We start from the raw sequence: 25,560 nt of genomic DNA on the forward strand, positions 1-25,560 counted from the left end.
AAGGCTGAGAAACAATATTTCAATGCATGTGGAAATAGTTTGTTTGTCTGAGAGTGAATACATCAAAATATTTGCAGCAAAACATGGTGGGTTGCTTGATGAGTTTACATTTTTTTGATATGCTCAAACTCTCCATTATAACACCAGACTTTTATTGAATGTTATTATATCATGAGAATGGAGGTGAGTTAAGAATGAATATTTATAAAACAGCAGAAGTTGCAAGGATAATTGGAATACATCCAAACACGGTTCGCCTTTATGAAGAATTGGGTCTTATTCCTAAACCTGAACGTCAAGTAAATGGGTATCGTGTTTTTACGGATTTTCATATAGAACAATTCAGACTTGCGCGCATTGCCTTTCAAATAGAAGTGCTGCAAAATGGTTTACGAAAAAAGATTGTTGAAATGGTAAAGATATCTGCAACCGGCGATTTTGATAAAGCACTTAATCTTACAAATGAATATCTATTACAAGTACAGCAAGAACGAAATAACGCAGAAGAAGCAATCGAAATAGTAAAGCAACTTTTATCCAGCAAACCGCAAAAAGACATTCTATCACTTAAGAGAAAAGAAGCTTCAGAATATCTGAAAATATCTACGGATACTCTTAGAAATTGGGAAATGAACGGTTTATTGTCCGTTAAACGCAAAGAAAATGGTTATCGGATGTATAGGGATGAGGACATCAGGCGGTTGAAAATTATCCGGTCACTCCGATGTGCAAATTATTCACTTGAAGCGATTTTGCGTATGTTAAATGAATTATCCTCTAATCCAAATATCAATATAAAAGAAGCGCTTAACACGCCTAAAAAAAATGAGAATATTATATCTGTATGTGATAAATTGATAAGCTCACTAAAGGAAGCCGAAAGCAATGCAAAGATAGTGATAAGTCGGCTGCAATATATGAAAACCAAATTTTAATAAACCCTACACTTTAACACCAACCCTTTCGTTGGTGTTATTCTTTTAATGTGTAAAAAATCATGTAAAAAATAAGGAGGACAGACACATGGAGGAAGTAATTAATGTAGAGCAGCTATTTAAGTCTTATAACGGGCTGCCCGCAGTAGAAAATGTGAACATATCTGTGAAACGGGGGATGGTATTTGGTTTGCTTGGTGCGAATGGTGCAGGAAAAAGCACAACGATTGAGTGTATTTTAGGCACTAAGAAGCCCGATAGCGGAACCGTGTCCATTTTAGGGATGAATCCACTAACGGCACGAAAAAATCTATTTGAAAGAGTGGGTGTCCAGTTTCAGGAAGCAAATTATCAAGACAAAATAACCGTAGGAGAGCTATGCGAAGTCACACAATCCCTTTACAAGACAACGGCAAATTATCGGGATTTATTAAAGCAATTCGGAATTTCCGATAAACTTAAAAGTCTTGTCAGTGAGCTTTCTGGAGGTCAACGGCAAAGGTTGTTCATTCTACTAGCACTCATTCCAAATCCCGAGGTCGTTTTTTTGGATGAATTAACAACGGGACTTGATGCAAAAGCAAGGCGGGATGTTTGGAAGAGCCTTTCAGATTTAAAATCAAAGGGTCTGACGATTCTGTTAACCTCGCATTTTATGGACGAGGTTGAAGCCCTATGTGACAGTGTTTGCATATTAAAAAATGGCCAGACCGTATTTTATGGCACAGTGAATGAAGCAATTGCTTCAAGCCCTTTCGACAAATTTGAAGACGCTTATCTTTGGTACACGGACGAGGAGGATAAAGATAATGGGAACATTTCGGACAATGCTTAAAACAGAGCTGAAACTATCTTTAAGGGGAATGGATATGTTTATTTTTGCAATCTGTATGCCCCTTGTGGTATTAATCATTTTAGGTATTATTTATGGAAGCAAGCCTGCTTTTGAGGGTGCAGGATATACTTTTTTGCAGCAATCCTTCGGTGCCCTTGTAACAATCGCAATCTGTGCCGGTGGTGTAATGGGTCTTCCTTTGGTCATATCAGACTATCGCAGTAAAAAAATACTGAAACGCTTTAAAGTAACTCCGGTCACTCCAGCCATGATTTTAGTGGTGCAGGTGGTTATCTATGGCATATATGCACTTGTATCACTGGTGCTTATTTATATTACGGCAACAATTTTTTTCAATTATCAATTAGGCGGTTCCTGGCTTCAATTTTGGAGTGGTTACTTTTTGGTAATGATGTCCATGTTTAGCATTGGAATGATGGTAGGTGGCATTGCACCTAATACAAAAACGGCAAGTATAGTTGCAAGCGTGCTGTATTTCCCCATGCTCATTTTTTCAGGTGCAACATTACCGTATGAGGTTATGCCTGCGCCACTTCAAAAAATAGCTGATATTTTGCCACTGACACAAGGCATTAAACTTCTAAAAGCAGCTTCCCTTGGATTGCCGATGGATAGTGTTTTACTGCCAATTGGTATAATGGTTGTTCTTGCTGCAATCTGTATAAGTGTTTCTATCAAGTTTTTTAAGTGGGAGTAATTTATCCGATTGAACCCTTCAAGAACCATCCCCTTGACAGAAATTGGTCAATTTCATTTAAGCTTTGATTTAAGCCATTCAATGAACAAAAAAACTAAAAAGCTGACAATATATGAACCGGCAAAATACATAAGGCTATGTACTAATACGGGAGGAAATGTTTCGTTATACAAATTCGGAAACAAAAATATCCTCGGAATAATAACTCCACCTATTGTTATACCTGCACTGACACCAATGGCTGCTTTTAATGATTGCTTTACCATGTTTTTTACCTCCTCACTATTAGCCTGCTTGATTTATGATTATAACATAAATTATTGCAAAATTGAACTGTTATCCCTAAGGCTATCACAACTGTGGCGGTTTTTCTTATGCTTCAAATCAAATTAGAAAGGAAAAAGCTCTATGCAAAAAAAAACAAAACCTCATTCTACTCCGCAAGAAGATGTCCGCATCCAAGAATTCTTCGACATGATAGCTCCAAACATTATAAAATTCAATACAGGCCGCTTCATATGCGGCAACACCTTCAGCATTGCGTGAATATCCGACATATAAATTATAGGCGATGAAATAACAGTTTTGCAGATATAGAAAAGAAACAGCGATTCGTCGCTGCTTCTTTTTCTCACCTCTAGCGTTTAGCTGTATGTTATTTTGATTTTGCTCTTATTTGAACCAAACTGATTACATCCTCCAGAATCGCTGGCTCTGTAACATTTATCATTAGCCAACGACCTCCAGCAGAAAAAGCGGTATTGTGATACAAACTTTGAGTATATTTACTAAATGAAGGCAACATCAGTTCGGCTTCAAAACTTTCTTTGTTACCGATCACTACAAGGGCAATAAAAAAACCTTCCATCGGGTAAAGCGTACACAGGGACTTCCCGCTTTTTTTGTATTTTACATTCCAGCCGGGCTGCATGGAGCATCGGCTATAAGAAAATTTGGGTTGAATCTTATAACCGCCTTCCAAAAAGGCATTCAGGTTTCCCCATAGCTCACTGCCCACATATTTGCTGATATCGTCCAATGTAGGAGGACTGTTTGGATCGTAAAGTATATTCCATTCCATATGAGTTTCGCCTCCGCAAAAAAATTTTATAATGCCTATTCCATGACCTCAGGCAATACCCATATTTCCATGCAGGTTGTATCGGAGCTATGGCTGGCATAGCGTTCTGCTGCAAAGGGTTTGACATGTAGTTTATGATTGGGAAGCCATCTTTCAAACAGGTATTTGTGAGCCTTGTATACCGCATCCATAACAAGATGCTCAAAATCCTCCGCCTCAAAGGAGCAGACGATATATTCGCCTTCAGGTAATTCCCAAGAAGAATAACCTTCAGGCGGTTTGTTTGCCACGGCTTCGGCGCCTGCAAAGTATCGATAGTAGCCTTCCTTTGTGCCGGGATAGGCAACCCCGAGTTCAGCGCCGTCTGCTTTTAATTCCGAAATAGCGGATTTGCTTTCGTGGAAAGCATCCCACAATTTTCCCAGGGTATCTACACCGGTTTTATAGCCTCTCGACATCTGATTAATGAGTTCTTCTGCTGTAAGTCCTATGAAAAATTGGGGTGATGAAACTTGCTGTCTTGTAATCTCCAGCACGATATCATCAGCAATCAGGGGTACATTTTCATCAACAAGTGTGTAATTTAAAAGCAATTGCGGTTTCACAAAGTTGTTTAGTCTGACGGGATTTGCGCGATACTCCTCCGGTGTTATTCCAAACGCATCCTTAAATGTTCGTGTAAGAGTCTCATGAGAGGAAAATCCTAAATCCAAAGCGATATCCAGTATTCTTTTGCTTGTATCCAGTAAAGCATCAGATGCTTTTGCAAGGCGACGCAGCTTAACATACTCGTTTACAGGCTTTTTGACCAATCGACTGAATAGTCTCTGATAATAAAACTGTGACAGTGAAGCAAGCTTAGCCAGGTTTTCAATTTTTATTTCTTCTGAAATATGTTCCTCAATATAGTCTACGGTTATTTGTATTTGTTCCCATGCGTGCATATTTAAGCACCTCCTTGCAAACAGAATAGCATATGAGCAACACATTTGGCTTGATCGTTAATGCCCTTTTTAGGAGTCAGCACAAATCAAATAAGTTTACTGATAAATTATTATACCATAAGCGCAAGCTGTCACAATCGTGTCGGCTTTTCTTATTATGCTTCAAATCAAAATCAGGAAGGAAGTTATACCTATATCAAAAAAGATTTCAATGGCGTCCAGAAGAAGATGGTCGCATTCAGGAATTCATTTACAGATTATAATTGTAAGGTAATAATTTGAAAAAAATAAATCAATATAACTTTTTTTATAGGAGTATATCTATATAAAAGGAAGCAATAAGTAGGGCTTGACAAAATGGTGTTTAGGTGCTAAACTTGCGGCATGGAAAATGAAAATAAATTTTATATCTTATGGGAACAATTAATACGTTTAAGCAATAGCATAAAAGGACTTGAGAACAGAGTTTACATGATTGGAGAAGAAAAACTTTTTCCAGTAGAAATGCATGTGTTAACAGAAATTTATCATAACCCGGAAATAGGGGTGGTTGAATTAGCGGGAAATTTGGGTGTAACAAAAGGAGCTGTCTCTCAAAAAATTAAAATTCTATGCGAAAAAGGATTCTTAACAAGGCAAAAAAGTAAAGCAAACAAAAAAATCTTTCATATCACTAAAAAAGGAAAGAATATATGTATGATCCATGATGCTTTGAGTCAAGAAATAATGGATGATATAAAAAAAAGATTAGAATTATTTTCGAATGAAAAGTTTGATGTATTGGTTGAAGGTATTTCTTTAATTAATGATTATTTTGACACGTATGAGGTAGAAAATCATCCTTTATTGAACTTTAAAAAAAATTAGAGACATTGGTACAAATATTTTAAATTCAATACTTATGGCAGGAGGTAAATGATGGATAGTTCAATCCACGGTTATGTTGATGAGGGTTTCGAGAAAGTTAGAACAGCCTTTGAAAATAATTTTAGATTAAATTTAGAATATGGTGCGGCGTGTACTATTTACTACAAAGGAAAAAAGGTAGTTGATTTATGGGGAGGGTATTCGGATTTCAAGGCAAGAATACCTTGGTTGGAGGATACAATTGTACCTGTATTTTCAACAACAAAAGGAATTTCTTCACTTGCAATTGCCCATGCTGTTTCAAATAAATATTTCAGCTATGATGATAAGGTGGCAGATGTCTGGAAGGCATTTGCCCAAAATGGAAAAGAAGATATAACGATTCGCCAATTACTATCCCATCAGGCAGGCTTATGTGCATTGGATAGAATGATTGATGAAAAAATTATTGAGAACGCAGAAATTTTATCGGATTTGCTGGCAGTACAGAAGCCCGAGTGGACCCCCGGAGATAAACAGGGATATCATTGTTGGAATTTAGGATGGTATCAAAGTGAACTTATAAGGAAAAGTGATCCGCAAAAAAGGACGTTAGGCCGGTATTTTAAACAAGAAATTGCTGATGTTTTAGGTTTGGATTTTTATATAGGGCTTCCGGATAACATAGATGCCGAAAAGATTGCTACATTAAAATCCTTTAGCAAAGCATTAATGCCAATTAAAATGCCATTAGGATTGGTACTATCTTTTTTTAATCCCAAATCAATCGTATCAAGAGCCATGGGAAATCCAAAATTTCTGCTTAACCATCATAATTTGAATGATAGGAAATATCAAAAATTAGAAATCGGTTCCGGAAATGGTATTGGTAATGCAAGAAGTATTGCAAAACTTTATAATGAATTTGTTACAGGAGGCAAAAATTTAAATATTTCACAAAGTGTGTTGCAGGCGTTAGAAGAAAAGCCGGTATTACCTAGAATTGATACAAAAGATTTAGTGCTTCATCTTGAAATACCTTTCTCTCTGGGCTTTATGAAACCCTGTAAGGCTTTACCCTTCGGCTCCAGCAGCAGCGCATATGGTTTTTGGGGAGCTGGGGGTTCATGTGGATTTGCAGACCCGGAAACGGAGGTTGCCTATTCATATGTGATGAACAAAATGGGTGGAGAAATGTTCAGCGACCCAAGAGAAAAATCCATCAGAGATGCCTTCTACGACTGTATATAATGTATAAAACTTGCAGTAGGTAGTGAGATAGGCCAGCACTAGCAACATTTCAGCCCAAGTATTCACGTCAGCTTAACCCACAAGAAAATCTGCGGAACTGGCTTAAGAAATACTTATCTTTTGTAAGTGCTTTTAAATCTATAAGAGAATGATCTTCTAAGATTAAAGAATTTAATCTGTATATCAGAAATAATATCGACCTTATTAAGTACTTTCAAACACAAAAAAAACCTTTTAAAACTAAAAAATAATAAATATAGGTATAATTTTGGTAAAATTGAAAAGTTTTGATATATAATTTATCCAAAGTTTCATTGTATAAAAATTCATACTGAAATTGAAGAATTTTAAAAAATTACGAATAGGAATGCGGTGATTAAACTTACTTCTAAATTGTAACCTGATAAATAGGCTCAAGGAGGAGATAGGACGTGTTGATAACAGAGATAAAAGATGGTGAATGTGCAATGATCGGAGATAATATTAGAATTCATATAGTCAAAAATAAAAAGCGCGATATAAGGTTGGCGATTGATGCTCCAAAGCATTTACCCATAAAAAGGGGAGAATGTATAGAGAAAAATAGGCTGCCTAATTTTAAAGAGAAGAAATGCTGGGTAGAGTAGATCAGAGGAAGAATAGAATGCAATAAAGCGTCAGTATTATATGAATATAGATAATAAGATGTAAATAAAGGATATGATACCAAAGACCTATAAAAATGAAATAATAGGATTCCGATAAACGTTATGTAAAAATAAATGGCAAAAGAGAAACTTAGGTCAAGGATGAGCTAACTTTATCTTCACAGGTTTACTGAAAATAAACCCGATGAAGATGGATAGCTCATTTTTTTTTATAAATATAAGAATATGTATTTAAGTAACAAATATTACCAAAGACCTATACAAATAAGATAATAGAATTTCGAAAAAGATAGTGTAAGAAAAAATCGAAAAAATCCAAACAGAAAATATGCCAATAAAAACAGAATAAAGGATAAATTTAGGTCAAGGATGAGCTAATTTTATCTTCGCTGGTCCGTAGGAAACGAACCGGCGAAGGTGTATAGCTCATCCTTTTTGTGTAAAATTAACTGTTTTAAAATAAGGAGGAATAAAAATGTTGGTATTAGGAAGAAAACCAGGTGAATATGTTATGATTGGAAATGATATAAAGGTGCAAGTAATAAAAAGTAAGGAAGGGGATTTAAGGCTATCCATTGAGGCGCCTAAAGAAATACCGGTAGTAAGAGGAGAATTGCTAAACAGCAAAACTTCTTACTCATGTAAATAGTATTATAATCATATATTTGAATATTCAGGGATGAGTTAATATCTTTCAATTTCCCCGCAGGATGCGGGGGAGAAAGATCAGTTAGCTCATTTTTATTTTAAACAAATCTTCTTATTATTCATTTCATATTAATAAGCCGAGTGGCCATAAGGCTTATTACATATAAAATACAATACATGCAAACAAATTATGATGAAAATGGAAGTTCACACAAAAAATCCAGGAGGGAAAAATTATGAGAATTAACAACAATTTAATGTCAATGAATGCACACAGACAATTAACGATCAACACAGGATTACAAGGCAAGAGCTTGGAGAAATTATCATCTGGCTACAGAATCAACAGGGCTGGAGATGATGCAGCAGGTTTATCTATCTCAGAAAAAATGAGAGGACAAATCAGAGGGTTAACACAAGCATCTCGAAACGCACAGGATGGTATTTCATTAATCCAAACGGTTGAAGGAAACTTAAACGAGGTTCATTCTATTCTTCAAAGAATGAGAGAATTATCAGTGCAAGCAGCTAATGATACGAACGAAACAGAAGATAGAACAGCGATAGCGCAGGAAATTTCTTCTCTTACAGTAGAAATGGATAGAATTTCAAAGGCTACAGAATTCAATAAGAAAAAATTACTAGATGGTTCTATAAGTGATTTACGTTTACAAATAGGTGCAAATGCTGACCCGGATGCAAACGGATTGATTATCACTTTTTCTCAGCTGGATAGTACCAGTTTAGGTTTAGGTGCTGTGGACGTAAGTAGTTATGCCAATGCAACAGCTGCAATTACATCTATTGATAACGCAATTGAGCAAGTTTCAATGGTAAGATCCGGATTGGGTGCAATTCAAAATAGATTAGAACACACGATTAACAACTTAGACAATGCTGCAGAGAACTTACAGGCAGCAGAGTCAAGAATCAGAGATGCTGATATGGCCAAAGAAATGATGGCATTTACAAAAAACAATATATTAATTCAAGCTTCAACCGCGATGTTAGCACAGGGAAATCAAGCACCTCAATCAGTGCTTCAATTATTAAGATAATTGTGCGAACAAAGGAGGATGTAATGTGCATCCTCTTTTGTTCTATGTATTTTGATTTCCGAAATATATGGTTATGAAATGTACCCTAAGAGTATAGAAGATATACTCATTTGGTCGTTATTTTCAGTGAAGATGCAGGTATTGTACATATAAAAAATAAAAAGAAAGGTGGTTTTTTAAAGTGAAAAGAAGCAAAAAGGGATTAAGCATGTTACTTTCCTTTATTTTATTATTTATTTCCTTATTCTCTGGAACAGTATCATTTGCTTCTACAAGCTATATTACAACAGCAAAGCGTGTAGACCCTACATCAATTTATGCTGGTCAAGAAGCAGAAGTAACTTTGTCCATCAAGGGAACGCCGCCAGCAAATATCATCATGCCGAATGATGTAATTTTAATAATAGACAAGTCCGGAAGCATGAAGCCAACCTATGCAGGAAACAATGGGGAAGACAAAATGGCCTATGCAAAAGAAGCTGCAAAGGGATTTATTGATTTAATGGATTTTACTAAACATCGTGTTGGCATTGTAGATTATAGTGATATAAGTAAAATAGGAACATTTAATTTAACTTCCAATGCCAATAGTGCTAAAAGCTATATTGACACCATTAAAGCTGACGGGGCTACTGCAACCGGAGATGCAATCTATGCGGCAGTTAATTTGCTTCAGGAGAAGCGCGCGGATGCCCAGCCGGTTATTGTTATTTTAACCGATGGAGATGCTACCCTACCACAAAACAATTCTCAGGATAAGGAAACACCATATATTTATGCAAAGGAAGCAGCAGCCGTAGCAAAAGAGGCGGGAATTGTTTTCTATACTATTGCCTTACTTACAGAGGGAACAGATCCGGAAACGAGTGGACCTAATATTTTATTAAAGGAGATGGCAACTACTGCACAGCACCATCATTTTGTATTGGGCTCTGTAGGACTGGCAGAAATCTACGCAAGAATTGTTCAAGAAATTGGTAGAGCCAGTGCTTATAATGTGAGGGTAACAGATACAGTAGCACCAGAATTTGAAATCGTAGCAGATTCCTATAATAATAATATTCCAAAACCTTCCGTTGAAGGGAATACATTAACTTGGGATTTCCAAGAGTTAAAAGACGAGGAGCTTGTTTTTACTTATAAGATTCGGCACAAAGAAGATGCAAAAACCGGAAATCTCAATGTAGCCACTAGCTCAGTCATCAGCTATTTAGACTATACTGGGGCTCGAATGAATACCAATATTTCAATACCTAAAATCATGGTAAATCAATATCCTCCTGTGATCACTTCTTTAGAAAGCAATAAAGGAAATATAGCTGGAGGAGAAACCGTTACAATTCATGGGGATAACTTTAGAACTGGCTTGGTAGTGGATTTTGGCAACAATAGGGCTACTGGCGTAGAATTTATTGATAAGACAAAAGTTACCGTAAAGGCTCCAACTGGCAGGCAGGGCGAAGTTACTGTTAAATTGACCAATCCTGATGGACAGTTTGCCACAGCTAGATATAGTTATTGGGCAGATCCTGTTATTACCAAGATCAATCCTCAAAAAGGACCAATGGCCGGAGGAACACAGGTAAGAATAGATGGACAATATTTTATGCCGGGCATGCAGGTGAAGTTTGGAGACCAGTTGGCTTCCAATGTAAATGTATTTAATAGCAACGCTTCTGTAAATGCAACTACACCAGCAGCTACATCGGCGGGTCCGGTAGATGTAGAATTGATAAATCCGGACGGGACAAAGGTTGTAGCAGCAGGAGGTTATACATATGAGACTCCTCCTGAAGTAACTGTGACCGCTGTATCACCAAATACTGGACTAGTTTCTGGTGGAATATTTGTAGAGATCAATGGTACCAATTTTGAGCCTTCTGCAAAAGTATTTTTTGGTGATAAGCAAGCCAATGGATTCTATTATTTCAATAGCACAAAAATCCGTGTACTGTCTCCCGCTGTCGAAGCACCAGGACCAGTAGATGTGAAGGTAGTTAATGGAAACAATCAATCTGGTGTACTAGCAGGCGGATTTACCTATACACCGCTACCCGGTGAACCTGCTCCGGTGATTACGTCGGTGACCCCAGATAGCGGACTGGTAGCTGGCGGGTACAATGCAGAAATTACCGGAGACAATATAAAGAGTAATGCAAGTATTTACTTTGGAAATGCAAAAGCACCCATTACTTTCTATTTTAGCAAGAACAAGGTACGGGTTACCGTTCCGGCAGGAGCCGCCGGTGCTACAGATATAAAGATCATCAATCCTGATGGACAGGAAGCTGTATTGGCTGGAGGATTTACTTATACAGAACCACCTAAGGTTGTTCCCACGATTACATCGATTACGCCTAATAATGGACCTGCAACCGGTGGAACACATGTCGTTATTGAGGGTTCAAACATACAGTCCAATGCAAAAGTATATTTTGGTACAACACAAGTACCTATGAATTATTATTTTGGGTCCAACAAGATAAGAGTAATTTCTCCGGCTGTGGAGAGTGCAGGACCTGTAGATATTAGAATAGTGAGTACCGACAACATGGAAGCAGTAGCGCCTAATGGCTTTACCTACACTTCAGTTGCACCTACAGTGACTTCCATTAGTCCAGATAATGGTTTGTATACTGGGGGATATCAAGTAAACATAAATGGAACAAATTTCAAAACAAATTCGACAGTGACCTTTGGACAAAAAACGGCTCCTATAATTTATTATTACAGCAGTACGAGGGTTCGCGTAACCGTGCCGGAGGGCAATATAGGACCTGTAGATGTAAAAGTAACCAATCCGGATGGAGAGTCTGGAACGCTGGATGCAGGATTTACTTATACAGAACCGCCAAAGCCGCCAGAGCCTACGATTACTTCTATCACACCAAATAGCGGAGAAGTAGATACCAGCCTTAGCGTGGACATCTATGGAACTAATTTCACTTCTAGTTCCAAAGTATTTATCGGTTCAACACAGTGTGTTGGTTTCTTTTACTATAACAGTACAAGGATTCGTGTGCTATATCCAAAATCTAGTGTGGCCGGAGCTGTAGATGTAACTGTTGTAACTGCAGACGGACAATCAGTTACATTAGCAGACGGCTTTACTTATACTGAAAAGCCAAAGGAACCTGCACCAACCATAACTTCAGTTACACCTAACACAGGAAAGATAAACACGACTGCGACTGTAGATATCTATGGAACAGGCTTTAAAAGTGGTTCTAAAGTATATTTTGGTTCCACACAAGCAAATTGGTTTTATTATGTCAGCGGTACCAGAGTTCGTGTCACTACACCAAAATCTGATGTTGAAGGTACTGTAGACATAACGATCGTCAACCCGGATGGACAATCAGTAACGCTGACCGATGGATTTACCTATATAGAATAATTATGAGGGATATGAACTTTCAGGTTGTCTTTTTATGACAGCCTGAAGGTTTATTATAGGAGAGTAATGTTAATAAGGGGTAAATATGAATCAAGAGGATTCGTAAAAAGGGATTGAATAAAATAGAATAATGAAATTATTATGGGAGATCCAATAACTTAGAAGGGAGCATTCTTATGAAAGATCCTGTCATTTTAGTTGCGGAGGATAGCAAATACATGAGAACCGTTATAGGGATGACCATTAAAGGCATGGGATACAATAGCTTATTTTTTGCTGCAGATGGTTTTGAGACAATAGAAAAGGCAATACTGCTTAAACCGGATATAATCACACTGGATATAACTATCCCTAAAATTAACGGCTTGGATGTTATTCCAGAAATATTGGAAGTCAGCCCAAGCTCCATAATTATTATGGTCACTGCAATGCATAACCAGGATATCATTAAGCAAGCTATCAAGAGCGGAGCATCAGATTTTATTCACAAGCCATTTCAAAAGGAAACATTAGAAAACGTTATTAGAAGCCACGTGCAAAAAATTTCTGTATAAAATTGATAGGACAGCCTTTTGCATAAGACGGATAATGTTCCGGTTGAGATTGAAAAGGCCGGGAATAATAACATTTTTATGAATTATATTATACAAGGTGGAGGAGCAAAGGTGAGTGAGATATACAAGAAAATAAAGACGAGGGTTCAGGATCTTACAGAAGATATGGTCCTTGCTACCGGAATAGTGAATGACAACGGAGTACTGATACTATCAGCTGGGACCTTACTAAATAAACGTACTATAAAGAAATTAAAAGAAATGAAAACTGCTGAAGTATGGGTATATTGTGAGAATGATGAAGAACCTGAGGAAGGGCAGATCAACACCGAAGGACCTGAAAAAGTAAAAAGCAAAGAGAATGAAGCGGTTCTGCCAAAAGTAGAAATTTATACACAGAACAAAAAGGTTGTGGAGAACATAATCGCTGATATGGAGAGAGGCGAACTAGTTAGTGTAGATACGATGACCCGTGCACTAGACATATTGATGAAGCAGTTTGATAGTAATAAAGAAATTTTACAAGCTATCGATTATTTTCGAAATGCGGATAATCATTTATATACCCATTGCGTCAATGTAGCCCTGCTTTGTTTCCTAATGGGAAAGTGGCTTGACATGGAGAAAAGTAAAATACAAAAACTGATTTGTGCAGGATTGCTGCACGATATTGGAAAAACCAGGGAATTGGTAGGAGATAAGAAGGAACCTGAAGATGAGAAAGTTCATCCTGCTATTGGATATAAAATAATAAAGAAAATAGCTAAAATGGATGAGGATGTCCTCCAAGGAGTACTCATGCATCATGAAAGAGAAGATGGATCAGGATATCCTTTTGGATTGGAGCATAATAAGATCCACGGATTTGCAAAAATCATTGCTATTGTAGATACCTATGACTTATTGGTAACAAGTAAGATAGGAAAGGAAAAGGAATCGCCTTTTAAAGTGCTGGAAACCTTTGAGAAAGAAAGCTTTGGCCTGTTCGCACCAAACTATTTATCCGTATTTTTGAAAAATATTGCAAATTATTATATAGGGGATAAAGTATATTTAAATACCGGAGAAGAAGCAGAAATCATATTTATAAATCCTCAACACGTATCAAAACCTTTGATCAGGATAGGCAATCGATATATAGATACTTTACAAGATACATCAATATACATTGTATAACCAGGTGTCAAAGGGAGGGTTCTTTTGCCATTACATTCAAATCAGGAAAGGCGGGAAAGCGTTAGGGTTGTCTCCGAATATAAAAAATTTTTCAAATAAGTACACCTGAATTACAGTCACAATCTGATTATCATCAGTTGGTAAATGAAGGCAGCTATTGCGTTAAAGATATTTTTATTTTGTGAAGCTCGGAGAATGCAAGCAAAAGAATTTTGCTGATTTCCTCCGGGTTTTCTTTTTTACTCTTCTTAAGTCAAAGGGACAGTTTCTTGCACGCATTATTGTACAGGAAGAATTCCGACAGTACGCTCCTGAATGCTGCTGTTTCGTCTGTCTTTATATCCGTATCATTATAATTGATTTTCACTGTTCGATAACCTTTCAGCTGGGGTTCAACCACTACCAACCATTGGTCATCCAGTTGAATAATTTCTTTAATTTTGCGGTTTATTGCCCATAGTTCAAAGGATTTGCCAGCATTAAACGAACTGCCTACAGGCTTTTCCAAGTTTTCGGTGAATCCTAAATGGGAATACAATCCTGCTCCTTCGGAGAGGCCCACGTTTTGAACAAAGAGATTTCGCTGTGCATAACTTATAAGGTCGGCGATATAGCTATTTGAATAAGTTAGAAAAATCAACAAATGGTATTTCTTTTTTCATAACATTCTGAATAATAATATGTGGAAACGTATTCCTGATTATAATAATTATACATCCTCGTTCTATTGAAAAAAAGCAAAAAAATTTTAAAAGGAAAACGTTTTTGAATAATTATAAATTTCGAAATTAATTTACAATTGATTGAACGTGTGTTAATATTTCATTATGATTTAATCTGGGACGAGGAAAAGTGGCTTTTTTTTATTCTTATTTTCAATATATTGAAAATATATAATATATAATTACATTTTATTAAAATTAATAGGAATTAGGACGAGGTGTAGCATGGAGATTGCAGACATTCATTCAGACATTATTTATCATATTGTAAAGGAAAGAGCAGAAGGGAAAAAACAGGTTTTGGATAATTATCATTATCCCATATTAAAGGAAGCTGGTGTGAGCTGCTTAATCATGCCTCTATGGGTGGAAAGAGAATATCAGCAAAAGCGTGCATTTCAGCGCTTCATACAACTCCTTTGTGGATTCCAGGCAGAAATTATGGATAGCAATCATTTTACATTGATTCGAGGCAGAGAAGATCTGGAACATAGGACTGATGATAAAATTGCTGTTATATTGGGTTTGGAGGGGATGGGCTTCCTTGAACAATGGCCTTATACATCGGAGGATGATGAGGAGCAGATTCATCAAATTTTTTCCTTTTTTCACCCCTTTCATATCAAACATGCTATTTTAGCATGGTATGAGATCAATAAAATTGCGTCGGGAACTGGTGCAAAGGCAAGGGCTCCCCTAGGGTTAAGTAATTTTGGCAAGAAAGTGGTGAAAAGACTGCAAACAGATGGCTACATCATCGATCTATCTCACATCGACGATACATCTTTTTGGGATGTTATGAATGAGGTTTCTGTACCAGTAATCTGCAGCCATTCCAATGCCAGAAAACTTTGTAATCATCCTAGAAATTTAACCGAAGACCAGCTAAAGGCTATTGCAGCCTGTGGTGGCTTGGTAGGTATAAATGCTTATTGGGAGTTTATCGATTCAGAATACCCAAGTATTCACCGTTTGGTGGATCATATTGACTATATGGTAAACCTAATGGGGGTGGAACATGTGGCCTTCGGTTTTGATTTTACCAACTATATTGATATATACACTCAGGATCCCAAATTAAGAGCAACAGTAGGTCTTGAATCTGCTGCTTGCATTCCCGATCTTATTTATCTTCTTCAGGAAAGGGGGTATTCCCAAAAAGAAATTGAAGCCATGTCTTGTGGGAATTTTTTACAATACTTAAAAAAATTATGGATTTGAGGAGGAGAGGACAAATGTTTAAAAAAGTGATGTCATTACTACTAGTATTAGGTCTTTTACTTAGTTTTTCAGGATGTGCACCAAAACCAGTTCAGCAGGAAACTCCAGAGGCTCCAGCTGAAGCAAATGGTAACAGCAATCCAAAAACTATTACGATTGCCATCAATGCCGATATGGGAACCCTTGATCCAGGTGTTACTATGGATAACATGGCTTGGAAGATCACCTATCCTACCTATGAGCGATTGGTTGATTTTGATGGGGCTTCTACTGAAGTAAAGCCCGGAGTGGCAAAGGAATGGAAGGTTAGCGAGGATGGTTTAACCTGGACATTTTATTTAGAAGAAGGTCATAAATTCGCTGATGGTACAGAAGTAAATGCAGAGGCAGTAAAATTCAGCTTTGAACGTGTTTTATCCCTAGGACAAGGACCTTCCGACACCTATAATGTGATTGGTGAAGTCGTTGTGGAGGATACCTATACTGTAATCTTTAAACTGCAAAATCCATTTCCTCCTTTCCTTTCCACTTTAGCGGCAAATTATGGGGGAATTGTAAATCCAAAGGTTATGGAGAAGGAAGAAAATGGTGATCTAGCGCAAAACTATTTAGCCGGCAATACGGCAGGAAGCGGCGTTTATCAGCTGGAAGAATGGAAAAAGGGCCAATATATCAAATTAAGCTTGAATCCAAACGTTAAAACAAAGCCAGCTTTTGAAACGGTATATTTTAAATTGGTTGCCGATGCTTCTGGTGCCAGATTACAGCTTGAAAAGGGAGATATCGATATTGCAGAAGGCATCCAGATTGATCAGATAGAGCAATTGAAGGGAAAAGAGAATATCACAGTTATTCAAGAACCAAGTTTATTTGTTGATTATGTTTATGTAAACAGTACAAAAGGAAATACTGCCCTAACCAATCCAAAGGTTCGTCAAGCTATCAGCTATGCAGTGGATTATAAGGTTATCGTTGAACAGGTTATGCAGGGATATGCTACCCAAATGAGAGGACCTATTCCTGATGGATTATGGGGTCACGATCCTTCCGTATTCCAATATGAATATAATGTGGAAAAGGCCAAGGCGCTTCTACAAGAGGCTGGTGTCGACAAATTAGACTTAACCCTACTTTATTCAGACAGATTCCCTAACTGGGAACAGGAAGCACTGATCATGCAAGCAAACCTTGCAGATATTGGTATAACCCTTAACTTAAACAAAGTGGCCTATGCTACCATGAGAGAAATGCTGGATAAGGGCGATTTTGACTTGGCTATGGGGGTTTGGAGTCCAGACTATGCCGATCCCTTTATGTTTATGAACTACTGGTTTGATTCAAACAATCATGGTTTAGCAGGAAATCGTGCATTTTATTTGAACAAGGAAGTGGATAATTTAGTCCGTGAAGCGGCTACCATTAGTGAGCAGGCAAAGCGGATAGAATTATACAATAAAGCCCAGTCTATTGTTGTTGAAGAAGCACCCTATATTTACTTATATCAGAGAGACTTTGTTTTACCAATAAGTAAGGGGTTAAAAGGTTTTGTATATAATCCAATGTTGGAAGGTATTTATAACTTAGCTGAAATGTCAAAATAAGCAAAGGGAGGGTAAATATGAAGCAAGTGATTATCAAGAGACTATATCTATTAATCATTGTTCTATTAGGTGTCACATTTATCACCTTCACCATGTCTCATGTAATTCCTGGTGACCCTGCTAGAATGCTGGTGGGACAGAGAGCTTCTGAAGAAACCCTCCAAAGAGTACGTGAGAATTTGGGCCTAGACAAACCAGTCTGGGTTCAATATCTTATCTATATGAAGGGTCTCTTAAGGGGTGATATGGGCATATCCATCCGCACCCAGCAGCCAGTAATATCCGATTTAATTGCTTTTTTTCCAGCAACCTTTGAGCTGGCTATCTTTGCATTTTTAATTGCATTAGGCATTGGCATTCCTTTAGGGGTTCTGGCCAGCATCAAGCAGAACACATGGGTGGATCATGTAAGTCGCATTTTTTCGATTGGCGGCGTATCTATTCCAGTCTTTTGGAGTGGTATTGTCTGTATTTTGATATTTTATTCAAAACTAAACTGGCTGCCTGCATCTGGCCGTCTTTCTATCGGTTTGGATATAAGTACGAGGATTACAGGCTTATATACAATCGATAGTTTGCTTACTGGAAATTTTAAGGTTTTCGCAGACACTATCCGGCATCTCATTCTACCGGCAACGGTTTTATCTTATGCTCAGTTGGCTACGATTACAAGACAGGTCCGATCCAGTATGCTGGAGGTTTTGAATCAGGAATACATACGGACGGCGCGGGCCAATGGCATAGCAGAATGGTACCTTATCATTTTTTATGGTTTGAGAAATGCTTTGATTCCTACGGTTACAGTAGTGGGACTTTCCTTTGGTGCATTATTGGGTGGAGCGGTGGTAACAGAGACTGTTTTTGCCTGGCCAGGAATGGGCAAGTATGTGGTGGATTCCATCTCTTTTCTAGATTTTCCAGCAATTATGGGTTTTACTTTGATCGTTGTAGTGGGCTACATGCTGATTAATCTAATGGTAGATTTACTCTATATGGCCCTCGATCCACAAATTCGAGAATAAGGAGGAAAGATACATGGACGCACAACTTGAAATAAAAGCTGAGTCATTAGCTGGCAAAAAACAAAAGAGCTTGTTGTGGTATAAAATCAAAAAAAATCCCATGACCATTCTAGGGTTTTCGTTGATATTTATACTTGCAGCCCTTGCTCTATTTGCCCCATGGATAACCTCCTATGATCCGATCAAGATCAATATGGCGGAGAGGTTTCAACCTCCCAGTGCTTCTCACTGGTTTGGCACCGATGAAGTCGGGCGGGATATTTTTACCAGAGTTATCTATGGAGCTCGGTTATCCCTTGGGGCTAGTATAACGATTGTGGTTGTTGCAGGATTAATAGGATCTGTTATCGGTGCCATTGCAGGATACTTTGGAAATTGGGTGGATCAAATCATTATGAGAATCATGGATATGTTATTGGCTTTTCCTACCTTGGTTTTAGCCATGGTACTGGCGGCTACCCTGGGACCGAACTTGATCAATGCCATGCTGGCCATTTCCATTGTAAAGATTCCTGTTTATGTACGACTGGCCCGGGGAGAAGCTTTATCCATCAAGAAGAAATTATATGTGGTGGCTGCCAAAACCTTTCGTGTGAATGATTTCTACATTATTATACGGCACATTATTCCCAATACCATTACACCGGTTATCATTCAAATCACCTTGGATTTAGGGGATACAATCCTGTTGGTTGCAACGCTGGGCTTTCTTGGATTGGGTGCACGGCCTCCAGCCCCAGAGTGGGGGACGATGATCAGTACAGGTTTTAAGCATATGCTGGAGCAATGGTGGTATGCTACATTTCCAGGGTTAGCTGTCTTTATAGCATCCTCTGGATTTAATCTCATCGGAGACGGATTAAGAGATATACTCGATCCTAAGTCTGCTAGATAGGAGGCATAGACTATGTTGATAAACATTGAAGAACTATCCATCACTTTTAGTACCTTTCATGGGAAAGTACATGTACTTGATAAGGTCTCACTATCGGTGAATAGAAGAGAGATATTGGCTATTGTTGGAGAATCCGGTTCTGGTAAGTCGGTTACAGCCTATTCTATCCTAGGATTATTAGATAAAAATGCAGAGATTTCTAATGGACATATTTATTTTGATGAAGAGGACCTGACAAAGCTGTCTCCCAATAAAATACAGAAATATAGAGGAAAACGGATTGGTATGGTTTTTCAAGAGCCTATGAGTGCCCTTCATCCAACCATGCGCATAGGGGATCAGCTGGTGAATGTTATCAAGCGTCATCGAAAGCTCTCTAAAAAAGATGCCTATCCTATTATGCTAGATATGTTAAAGGATGTACATTTTGACAATCCTGAAGATATTGCTAAAAAGTATCCCCATCAGCTGTCAGGAGGGATGCGCCAGAGAATTGTAATTGCCTTGGCCATGTCTGGACAGCCAGAACTATTGATTGCCGATGAACCCACCACGGCCTTGGATGTAACCATCCAAGCAGAGATACTCAATCTCATCAAGGAGCTGGTTCAGAAACATAACACGGCAGTTCTGTTGATTACCCATGATTTGGGAGTTGTAAAGGAAGTAGGGGATAGGGTTTGCGTCATGTATGGCGGGAATATCATGGAATCTGGAAGTGTGGATCAAATCTTCGAATCTCCAAGACACCCCTATACGAAGGCATTGCTTTCTGCACTGCCCAATCATGTGGATAGAAGTGAACGATTACAGGAAATAACAGGAGAGATCCCTGATCTGAAGAATCGCCCCGAGGGCTGTATTTTCTATTCACGATGTTCAGAGGGTAAATCTACATGTACTGAAAAGGCACCAGCCTGTATGCAAGTGTCGGAAGCGCATCATGTCTATTGCTGGGAGGTGCATTCATGAATGCTATTTTAAGAATCGATCAGGTCAGCAAGAAATTTGGTTTATTTTCAGCTTTGAAGGGGGTTTCATTTGAGTTGTATGAAGGAGAGACCTTTGGTCTTGTAGGAGAATCGGGGTCTGGTAAATCCACACTGGCTAACATCATCATTGGAATTCATCCTCCAACAGAGGGAAATATATTTTTGAGGGATCAGGCGTTTTGGGAAAAAGATAGATACTGCTACAAAACACCGGGAAACATTCAGATTGTTTTTCAAGATCCTCAGTCTTCTTTGGATCCGAGAATGAATATACGGCAAATTGTCACGGAACCCCTTATTCCTCTACCAGAATCTATCCGAAAGGAGAAAAGCTCCCATGAAAATTTATGTGCGCTCCTTCAAAGCGTAGGACTTCAGGAGCAACATCTGGAGCGGTATCCCCACGAGTTTTCAGGGGGCCAGCGGCAGCGGATCGCCATTGCCAGGGCATTGATTACGAGTCCGGATATACTGCTGTTGGATGAGCCTACCTCTGCATTGGATGTATCGGTTCAAGCACAGGTGCTCAATCTATTGAAAGATCTTCAGAAAAAGAGAAATCTAACCTATCTTTTTATATCCCACAATATGGCGGTTGTTAGATATATGAGTGACCGGGTGGGGGTTTTATATAAAGGAGATATGGTTGAAATAGAGAGTGAAAGAAATATCTTTACAGCCCCTAATCATCCTTATACCAAGAAACTCATTGCTTCTGTACCGGATATAGCCAACGGTGTAGTGTAGGAGACGACCTGTACGTCGTCTCGAAATACAATTGGCAGATACATAGGTCTGCCTCTGCCAATATAAAAAATACTCTGTCAAAAAGGAGTAGATATCGTCAATGAAACTTCAATGGGAAAAGCTTCGGGAAATTCGAAAAGAGAAAGGTTTAACACTGATAGATTTAGCGGAAAAGACGGGACTGAGTGTCAGTCTAATTTCTCAAATCGAGCGGGGGTTAGTGGATCCTACGGTAAATAATTTTTGGAAATTGTGTCAGGGCCTTGAAGTATCGATTAATAGCTTTTTCAAGCCGGAAGAATTGAGCTTGGTTGTACGAGCCAATGAACGGGAAACCATTAGCTTTCGAGCTACTTGCTCAAAAGTCAGATATCAGTTACTCTCCCCTAATCGTTCAGGCGCTATAGAACTTTTGCTGATTGAGATTGAGCCAGGGATTCGGGAGGAGAGAGATTTTATTTCTCATAAGGGTGAAGAATGCGGTTTTGTTATCTCAGGAGAACTTTCGGTATATTTAGAGGATAAAAAATATCATCTAAAAGCAGGGGATAGCATTTGTTTTAAGAGCTCTGTTCCCCATAAATTTGAAAATAGTGGTACAGAGCTGTCCCGCTCTATCTGGTCTATGACGGAGTCCAATGGAAGGCTATAGATAAAATATTTAAATTATTTACCTGCATTACCTGTGGTATTTTGCCCCCATGATGAAATGATTAAGAGAATGTTAGGCTTTAGCTAGCATTCTCTTTTTATATAATAGAAAAGTTCTACTTTTCTATTATATAAAAAATAGGGGTTGTAGAGGATGAAATCCCCTGCCGTACTAAGGAGGGTGCTCAGACTGCGATAGCAGTCGTCGACGCTCTTTTTATATTTGAAGTATATTATACAATTTATTTTGAGGGAGGTATATAAATAAAAAATAATACAAATAATATTGACCGAGTGGTTAGCATATATTATAATCATATTAACCAGATGGTTAGTATAAAAGAAAGGTGGTAATAAACTTGCCTTTACAACTTTATGAAAAAGAACAAATCTTGGATGCCTGCCTGGCAGTATTTGCCCGTTACGGATATGCAAATACATCGACTGCCATGTTGGCAGAGGCGGCCGGTATATCCAAGGCACTGATATTTCATCATTTTAAGAGCAAGAAAGAGCTGTATCTCAGTGTGTTGGATAGATGCTTCGAAAAAGGAAGCATTGAAATGGGTTTTGGCGAAGTACCGGAACACCAGGATTTTTTCGAAGCCAAAGAAAAATTTAGTATCATCAAATTCGATTACTATCGTAAAAATTCCGACGTATACAAGTTGGTGAAAGAGGCCTTTTATGCGACACCAAATGAATTGAAGCGGGAGATTGCAGAGAAGTATGGAAAGTTAATTGCCGATAAAGACAAGATGTTGAAACGTTTGTTTCAAAATGTTCCTCTAAGGGAAGGTGTAGACCGTGAGCAGGCCTTTGAGCTGATCATGCTCACATTGGATTATTTTGAAAATAAGTATTTTGGAGAATTAACAGATGAAAAAGCTCTGGATGAAACATACCTCCAAAGCTTTCTTGATGAGCGAAACAGTTTTCTGAATATGATCTGTTATGGAATAGAAAAGTAAAGGAGGGGAACTTATATGGCAAATATGGTCAAAGGTTTTAGTCAGTTGACGCCTGAGCTTCTATCCTCTGCAGGTGGAAAGGGCGGCATGTTAGCCAGAATGTATCAAAATGGGTATCCTGTACCGAATGGTTTTGTTGTTTTACCATCTGCTTTTCAGGGGGAAAAGCTAAATAAAGAGGCCTGGAACGAGATACTGGTCCTTTTGAATACAATAAGAAAAAATAACGAAGGAGCACTGTTTGCAGTAAGGTCTTCTGCTTTAAGCGAAGATTCAGCCCAAGCCTCCTTTGCAGGAGAATTTGAAACAGTTCTCAATGTAGGAATGGACAAAGAGATACAGGAAGCCATTTATACAGTTTTTAGATCAAGACAGTCGGAGAGAGTCAAAGTATACAGCTCTGTTCAAGGTATTGATCAATCTCATCAAATTGCTGTAGTTGTTCAGTTGATGGTGCCTTCTGAAATTTCAGGGGTATTGTTTACTGCTGATCCTATAACAGGCAGTTATTCAAGCATGATAGGCAACTATGTATACGGATTGGGAGAACAGCTTGTTTCTGGAGAAGCCAATGCACATGGCTTTAAATTATATAGACCGAAGGGAAAATATGATGGTCCTGATGCGTTTAAGAAATATGCCGATAACCTGTATCAATATGCAGCAAAGCTTGAGAAGGAATTGGGAAGTCCTCAGGATATTGAATGGGCTGTGGCAAAGGGAAAATTGTATCTTTTACAGGCAAGACCGATAACCACATTGACTTCGGGAAATTTGGATACCTATGAAATAAACGAAAGCTTAGCTAGTGATACCATTTGGGTAAATACGAACGTGGGAGAGGCAATCCCCGATGTGGTTACACCCCTTACATGGAGTATCGTAAGGGACCTGGATATTGAATCTAGTACTATACCAGGGTATTATTTATGGTCCGGTAATATTTGTGGAAGAATATATTCAAATATCGGCCAAAGATTATCTGCCATTATCGCAATGTATGGAAATGCCAAAATAGGTTTAAAAATTCTCAGTGAAATATTTGGTCAGATGCCAGAGGGGTTGACGATTCCAGTCTATCCATTTTCAAGAATGGATGTAATAAAAGCGATGTTACCGAGAGTCAGATATTACCTTAAAAAGTATCGGGAAATTTCAAAAAGCATGCCGCAGCATATTCAAAAGACACCGGATTGGTGCAGAAGGACGAGGGAAGCAATTAAAAAAATAAATACGAAGGAAGAACTGCTGACCTTATGGAGGCATGAGCTTGAGCCCTATAACACTAAGGCATGGTGGGGGCTGTTAGCTGGCGGCACGAATGCTGTCGTTGCTTTAACATTGAGAAAGAAGCTTACAAAGCTGGTGGGAACAGAAGATGCTAACACCCTTTTATCCAATCTAAGGGGAGATTCAGAGCTGGCAAGTCTTGGGCCGGTCGTGGGCATCTCCAAGGTTCTCAAAGGAGAAATGAGTCGTGAGGAGTACCTTAAGCAGAATGGTCATCGGGGTCCTCATGAGTTTGAGTTATCCATACCGGATCCTGCAGAGGATGATACTTGGCTGGAAAGACAGATTGAGGAATTTAAAGCGTCGGATACGGATGTGGAAGAACTCCTAAAAAAGCAGCATGCCCAATATGAGGCTGCTTGGAAGCGATTTCAGGAGCGTTTCCCGAATAAAGTAAAATGGCTTGAAAAGCAAATAGCAAAAGCATCAGAAAGTGCTCGTGCTAGAGAAGCAGCCCGTTCAGAGTTTGTAAGGGTATTTAGGGTTATCCGGGCCTTTGCACTGAAAGCGGGAGAACTGACAGGAATAGGGGAAGATGTATTTTTCCTCTACATGAATGAAGTGGAAGACCTCTTGTCTGATAGAGATGTGAAAATAAAGTATATTCCGGCAAGAAAAGAAAACTATGAAAAATATAAAGCGCTGCCGCCATTCCCATCCGTTATCCGGGGACGGTTCAATCCTTTCGAATGGGAGAAGGATCCCAATAGAAGAATGGACTTCTATGATTCAACGATGCCAATTGCCATTGCACCTGATTCTGAAACGCTAAAAGGTTTTGCCGGAGCAGCAGGCAGGGTAGAAGGAATTGTACGTATTCTAACTACGCCCGAAGAAGGAGAAAATTTTCATTCGGGTGAAATCTTGGTCGCCACAACCACCAATGTGGGATGGACACCCCTTTTCCCAAGAGCCGCTGCGGTAATAACTGACGTAGGCGCACCGCTGTCCCATGCAGCTATCGTTGCTAGAGAGCTTGGAATTCCTGCTGTTGTTGGATGCGGTAACGCTACCAGAAGACTTAAGACAGGGGACCGGGTTCTGGTTGACGGTGGACAGGGAATCGTGCATATATTGAAATAATCAAATAGGCAAGTGGGGACGGTTTGAAAATAGGGCAAGTCAAGAACCGTCCCTTGTAATATGTAGTTAGAAGGATTATTCATTTTAAGATTTTAAAAGTCCGAACAATCATCAAAAAGGGTATATGCATTTTGAAGGATATAAATGTAACCGTCCCAGGGAAGAATTTTCTATACCCGACATTCAGACTATTATTCCATTTCAAAAGCATATACGTTTTGGCTGGTTGGGATCACTTATTCCCGTTTAACGCGCAAGGCTGTAATCTCTAGGGA

General features: G+C 38.5%; 24 protein-coding genes. 20 read left to right on the forward strand and 4 right to left on the reverse strand.

Features of this window, described 5'->3' with window-relative positions; all coding sequences use genetic code 11:
- Positions 1–194: 194 nt before the first annotated feature.
- The 3 genes from Gferi_RS21760 to Gferi_RS21770 all read left to right on the forward strand — a co-directional run bounded on the left by Gferi_RS21760 (position 195) and on the right by Gferi_RS21770 (position 2,488).
- A complete protein-coding gene (locus Gferi_RS21760; protein WP_069980245.1) occupies positions 195–935 on the forward strand; it encodes a MerR family transcriptional regulator in 741 nt (246 codons plus the stop codon).
- 88 nt (positions 936–1,023) lie between these two features.
- Complete coding sequence (locus Gferi_RS21765) at positions 1,024–1,770, forward strand: ABC transporter ATP-binding protein (protein ID WP_069980246.1); 747 nt, start codon at positions 1,024–1,026, stop codon at positions 1,768–1,770.
- The gene (locus Gferi_RS21770; protein WP_069980247.1) at positions 1,745–2,488 is read left to right on the forward strand and encodes an ABC transporter permease; all 744 of its coding nucleotides are present in this window, start codon (positions 1,745–1,747) and stop codon (positions 2,486–2,488) included. The genes Gferi_RS21765 and Gferi_RS21770 overlap by 26 nt, the downstream gene beginning before the upstream one ends.
- A 53-nt stretch (positions 2,489–2,541) precedes the next feature.
- Here the strand turns inward: Gferi_RS21770 and Gferi_RS21775 are convergent, their stop codons facing one another.
- From Gferi_RS21775 to Gferi_RS21785, 3 genes are all read right to left on the reverse strand, one after another.
- A complete protein-coding gene (locus tag Gferi_RS21775; RefSeq protein WP_069980248.1) occupies positions 2,542–2,754 on the reverse strand; it encodes a hypothetical protein in 213 nt (70 codons plus the stop codon).
- 389 nt (positions 2,755–3,143) lie between these two features.
- Positions 3,144–3,569 (reverse strand): DUF3788 domain-containing protein, encoded by a 426-nt coding sequence (locus Gferi_RS21780; protein ID WP_069980249.1) that lies wholly within the window; start codon positions 3,567–3,569, stop codon positions 3,144–3,146.
- 35 nt (positions 3,570–3,604) lie between these two features.
- Positions 3,605–4,513 (reverse strand): AraC family transcriptional regulator, encoded by a 909-nt coding sequence (locus Gferi_RS21785; protein WP_069980250.1) that lies wholly within the window; start codon positions 4,511–4,513, stop codon positions 3,605–3,607.
- 384 nt (positions 4,514–4,897) lie between these two features.
- Between Gferi_RS21785 and Gferi_RS21790 the strand changes: the two genes are divergently transcribed.
- From Gferi_RS21790 to Gferi_RS21825, 8 genes are all read left to right on the forward strand, one after another.
- Complete coding sequence (locus tag Gferi_RS21790; protein WP_069980251.1) at positions 4,898–5,380, forward strand: MarR family winged helix-turn-helix transcriptional regulator; 483 nt, start codon at positions 4,898–4,900, stop codon at positions 5,378–5,380.
- A 48-nt stretch (positions 5,381–5,428) separates the two neighbouring features.
- Positions 5,429–6,610 (forward strand): serine hydrolase domain-containing protein, encoded by a 1,182-nt coding sequence (locus Gferi_RS21795; RefSeq protein WP_083273702.1) that lies wholly within the window; start codon positions 5,429–5,431, stop codon positions 6,608–6,610.
- 431 nt (positions 6,611–7,041) lie between these two features.
- Positions 7,042–7,236: a carbon storage regulator gene (locus Gferi_RS21800; RefSeq protein ID WP_069980253.1), complete on the forward strand. Its 195-nt coding sequence runs from the start codon at positions 7,042–7,044 to the stop codon at positions 7,234–7,236.
- A gap of 496 nt (positions 7,237–7,732) precedes the next feature.
- Entirely contained in the window at positions 7,733–7,906 is a 174-nt protein-coding gene (locus Gferi_RS21805; RefSeq protein WP_069980254.1) for a carbon storage regulator, read from the forward strand.
- A 235-nt stretch (positions 7,907–8,141) separates the two neighbouring features.
- Positions 8,142–8,963: a flagellin N-terminal helical domain-containing protein gene (locus Gferi_RS21810; protein WP_069980255.1), complete on the forward strand. Its 822-nt coding sequence runs from the start codon at positions 8,142–8,144 to the stop codon at positions 8,961–8,963.
- 181 nt (positions 8,964–9,144) lie between these two features.
- The gene (locus tag Gferi_RS21815; RefSeq protein ID WP_069980256.1) at positions 9,145–12,360 is read left to right on the forward strand and encodes an IPT/TIG domain-containing protein; all 3,216 of its coding nucleotides are present in this window, start codon (positions 9,145–9,147) and stop codon (positions 12,358–12,360) included.
- Between the two features lie 176 nt (positions 12,361–12,536).
- Positions 12,537–12,914, forward strand: coding sequence for a response regulator (locus Gferi_RS21820; RefSeq protein WP_069980257.1), 378 nt, complete (start codon positions 12,537–12,539; stop codon positions 12,912–12,914).
- A 111-nt stretch (positions 12,915–13,025) separates the two neighbouring features.
- A complete protein-coding gene (locus Gferi_RS21825) occupies positions 13,026–14,090 on the forward strand; it encodes an HD-GYP domain-containing protein (RefSeq protein WP_169833023.1) in 1,065 nt (354 codons plus the stop codon).
- Positions 14,091–14,343: 253 nt separating this feature from the next.
- Here Gferi_RS21825 and Gferi_RS21830 read toward each other — a convergent pair whose 3' ends face one another.
- On the reverse strand, positions 14,344–14,733 hold the full coding sequence (locus Gferi_RS21830) for a hypothetical protein (protein WP_156782462.1): 390 nt from the start codon (positions 14,731–14,733) through the stop codon (positions 14,344–14,346).
- Between the two features lie 304 nt (positions 14,734–15,037).
- Between Gferi_RS21830 and Gferi_RS21835 the strand changes: the two genes are divergently transcribed.
- The 9 genes from Gferi_RS21835 (at position 15,038) to Gferi_RS21875 (ending at position 25,285) form a co-directional block, all read left to right on the forward strand.
- On the forward strand, positions 15,038–16,033 hold the full coding sequence (locus tag Gferi_RS21835) for a dipeptidase (RefSeq protein WP_069980260.1): 996 nt from the start codon (positions 15,038–15,040) through the stop codon (positions 16,031–16,033).
- A gap of 14 nt (positions 16,034–16,047) precedes the next feature.
- Complete coding sequence (locus Gferi_RS21840) at positions 16,048–17,634, forward strand: ABC transporter substrate-binding protein (RefSeq protein ID WP_069980261.1); 1,587 nt, start codon at positions 16,048–16,050, stop codon at positions 17,632–17,634.
- A 17-nt stretch (positions 17,635–17,651) separates the two neighbouring features.
- Positions 17,652–18,656, forward strand: coding sequence for an ABC transporter permease (locus tag Gferi_RS21845; RefSeq protein WP_069980262.1), 1,005 nt, complete (start codon positions 17,652–17,654; stop codon positions 18,654–18,656).
- A gap of 13 nt (positions 18,657–18,669) precedes the next feature.
- Positions 18,670–19,551 (forward strand): ABC transporter permease, encoded by an 882-nt coding sequence (locus Gferi_RS21850; RefSeq protein ID WP_069980263.1) that lies wholly within the window; start codon positions 18,670–18,672, stop codon positions 19,549–19,551.
- Positions 19,552–19,563: 12 nt separating this feature from the next.
- A complete protein-coding gene (locus Gferi_RS21855; protein ID WP_179948110.1) occupies positions 19,564–20,523 on the forward strand; it encodes an ABC transporter ATP-binding protein in 960 nt (319 codons plus the stop codon).
- Positions 20,520–21,290 (forward strand): ABC transporter ATP-binding protein, encoded by a 771-nt coding sequence (locus tag Gferi_RS21860; protein ID WP_069980264.1) that lies wholly within the window; start codon positions 20,520–20,522, stop codon positions 21,288–21,290. The genes Gferi_RS21855 and Gferi_RS21860 overlap by 4 nt, the downstream gene beginning before the upstream one ends.
- A gap of 100 nt (positions 21,291–21,390) precedes the next feature.
- Positions 21,391–21,942, forward strand: a complete 552-nt coding sequence (locus Gferi_RS21865) for a helix-turn-helix domain-containing protein (RefSeq protein WP_069980265.1) — start codon at positions 21,391–21,393, stop codon at positions 21,940–21,942.
- 358 nt (positions 21,943–22,300) lie between these two features.
- Entirely contained in the window at positions 22,301–22,912 is a 612-nt protein-coding gene (locus Gferi_RS21870) for a TetR/AcrR family transcriptional regulator (RefSeq protein ID WP_069980266.1), read from the forward strand.
- Between the two features lie 15 nt (positions 22,913–22,927).
- The gene (locus Gferi_RS21875) at positions 22,928–25,285 is read left to right on the forward strand and encodes a PEP/pyruvate-binding domain-containing protein (RefSeq protein ID WP_069980267.1); all 2,358 of its coding nucleotides are present in this window, start codon (positions 22,928–22,930) and stop codon (positions 25,283–25,285) included.
- Positions 25,286–25,560: the final 275 nt, after the last annotated feature.

The organism is Geosporobacter ferrireducens, from assembly GCF_001750685.1.
GTDB lineage: Bacteria > Bacillota > Clostridia > Peptostreptococcales > Thermotaleaceae > Geosporobacter > Geosporobacter ferrireducens.

Coding starts and splice junctions, on each gene's coding strand:
- Gferi_RS21760 (WP_069980245.1), top strand. CDS start 195: ATGAATATTTATAAAACAGCAGAAGTTGCAAGGATAATTGGAATACAT.
- Gferi_RS21765 (WP_069980246.1), top strand. CDS start 1,024: ATGGAGGAAGTAATTAATGTAGAGCAGCTATTTAAGTCTTATAACGGG.
- Gferi_RS21770 (WP_069980247.1), top strand. CDS start 1,745: ATGGGAACATTTCGGACAATGCTTAAAACAGAGCTGAAACTATCTTTA.
- Gferi_RS21775 (WP_069980248.1), bottom strand. CDS start 2,754: ATGGTAAAGCAATCATTAAAAGCAGCCATTGGTGTCAGTGCAGGTATA.
- Gferi_RS21780 (WP_069980249.1), bottom strand. CDS start 3,569: ATGGAATGGAATATACTTTACGATCCAAACAGTCCTCCTACATTGGAC.
- Gferi_RS21785 (WP_069980250.1), bottom strand. CDS start 4,513: ATGCACGCATGGGAACAAATACAAATAACCGTAGACTATATTGAGGAA.
- Gferi_RS21790 (WP_069980251.1), top strand. CDS start 4,898: ATGGAAAATGAAAATAAATTTTATATCTTATGGGAACAATTAATACGT.
- Gferi_RS21795 (WP_083273702.1), top strand. CDS start 5,429: ATGATGGATAGTTCAATCCACGGTTATGTTGATGAGGGTTTCGAGAAA.
- Gferi_RS21805 (WP_069980254.1), top strand. CDS start 7,733: ATGTTGGTATTAGGAAGAAAACCAGGTGAATATGTTATGATTGGAAAT.
- Gferi_RS21810 (WP_069980255.1), top strand. CDS start 8,142: ATGAGAATTAACAACAATTTAATGTCAATGAATGCACACAGACAATTA.
- Gferi_RS21820 (WP_069980257.1), top strand. CDS start 12,537: ATGAAAGATCCTGTCATTTTAGTTGCGGAGGATAGCAAATACATGAGA.
- Gferi_RS21835 (WP_069980260.1), top strand. CDS start 15,038: ATGGAGATTGCAGACATTCATTCAGACATTATTTATCATATTGTAAAG.
- Gferi_RS21840 (WP_069980261.1), top strand. CDS start 16,048: ATGTTTAAAAAAGTGATGTCATTACTACTAGTATTAGGTCTTTTACTT.
- Gferi_RS21845 (WP_069980262.1), top strand. CDS start 17,652: ATGAAGCAAGTGATTATCAAGAGACTATATCTATTAATCATTGTTCTA.
- Gferi_RS21850 (WP_069980263.1), top strand. CDS start 18,670: ATGGACGCACAACTTGAAATAAAAGCTGAGTCATTAGCTGGCAAAAAA.
- Gferi_RS21855 (WP_179948110.1), top strand. CDS start 19,564: ATGTTGATAAACATTGAAGAACTATCCATCACTTTTAGTACCTTTCAT.
- Gferi_RS21860 (WP_069980264.1), top strand. CDS start 20,520: ATGAATGCTATTTTAAGAATCGATCAGGTCAGCAAGAAATTTGGTTTA.
- Gferi_RS21865 (WP_069980265.1), top strand. CDS start 21,391: ATGAAACTTCAATGGGAAAAGCTTCGGGAAATTCGAAAAGAGAAAGGT.
- Gferi_RS21875 (WP_069980267.1), top strand. CDS start 22,928: ATGGCAAATATGGTCAAAGGTTTTAGTCAGTTGACGCCTGAGCTTCTA.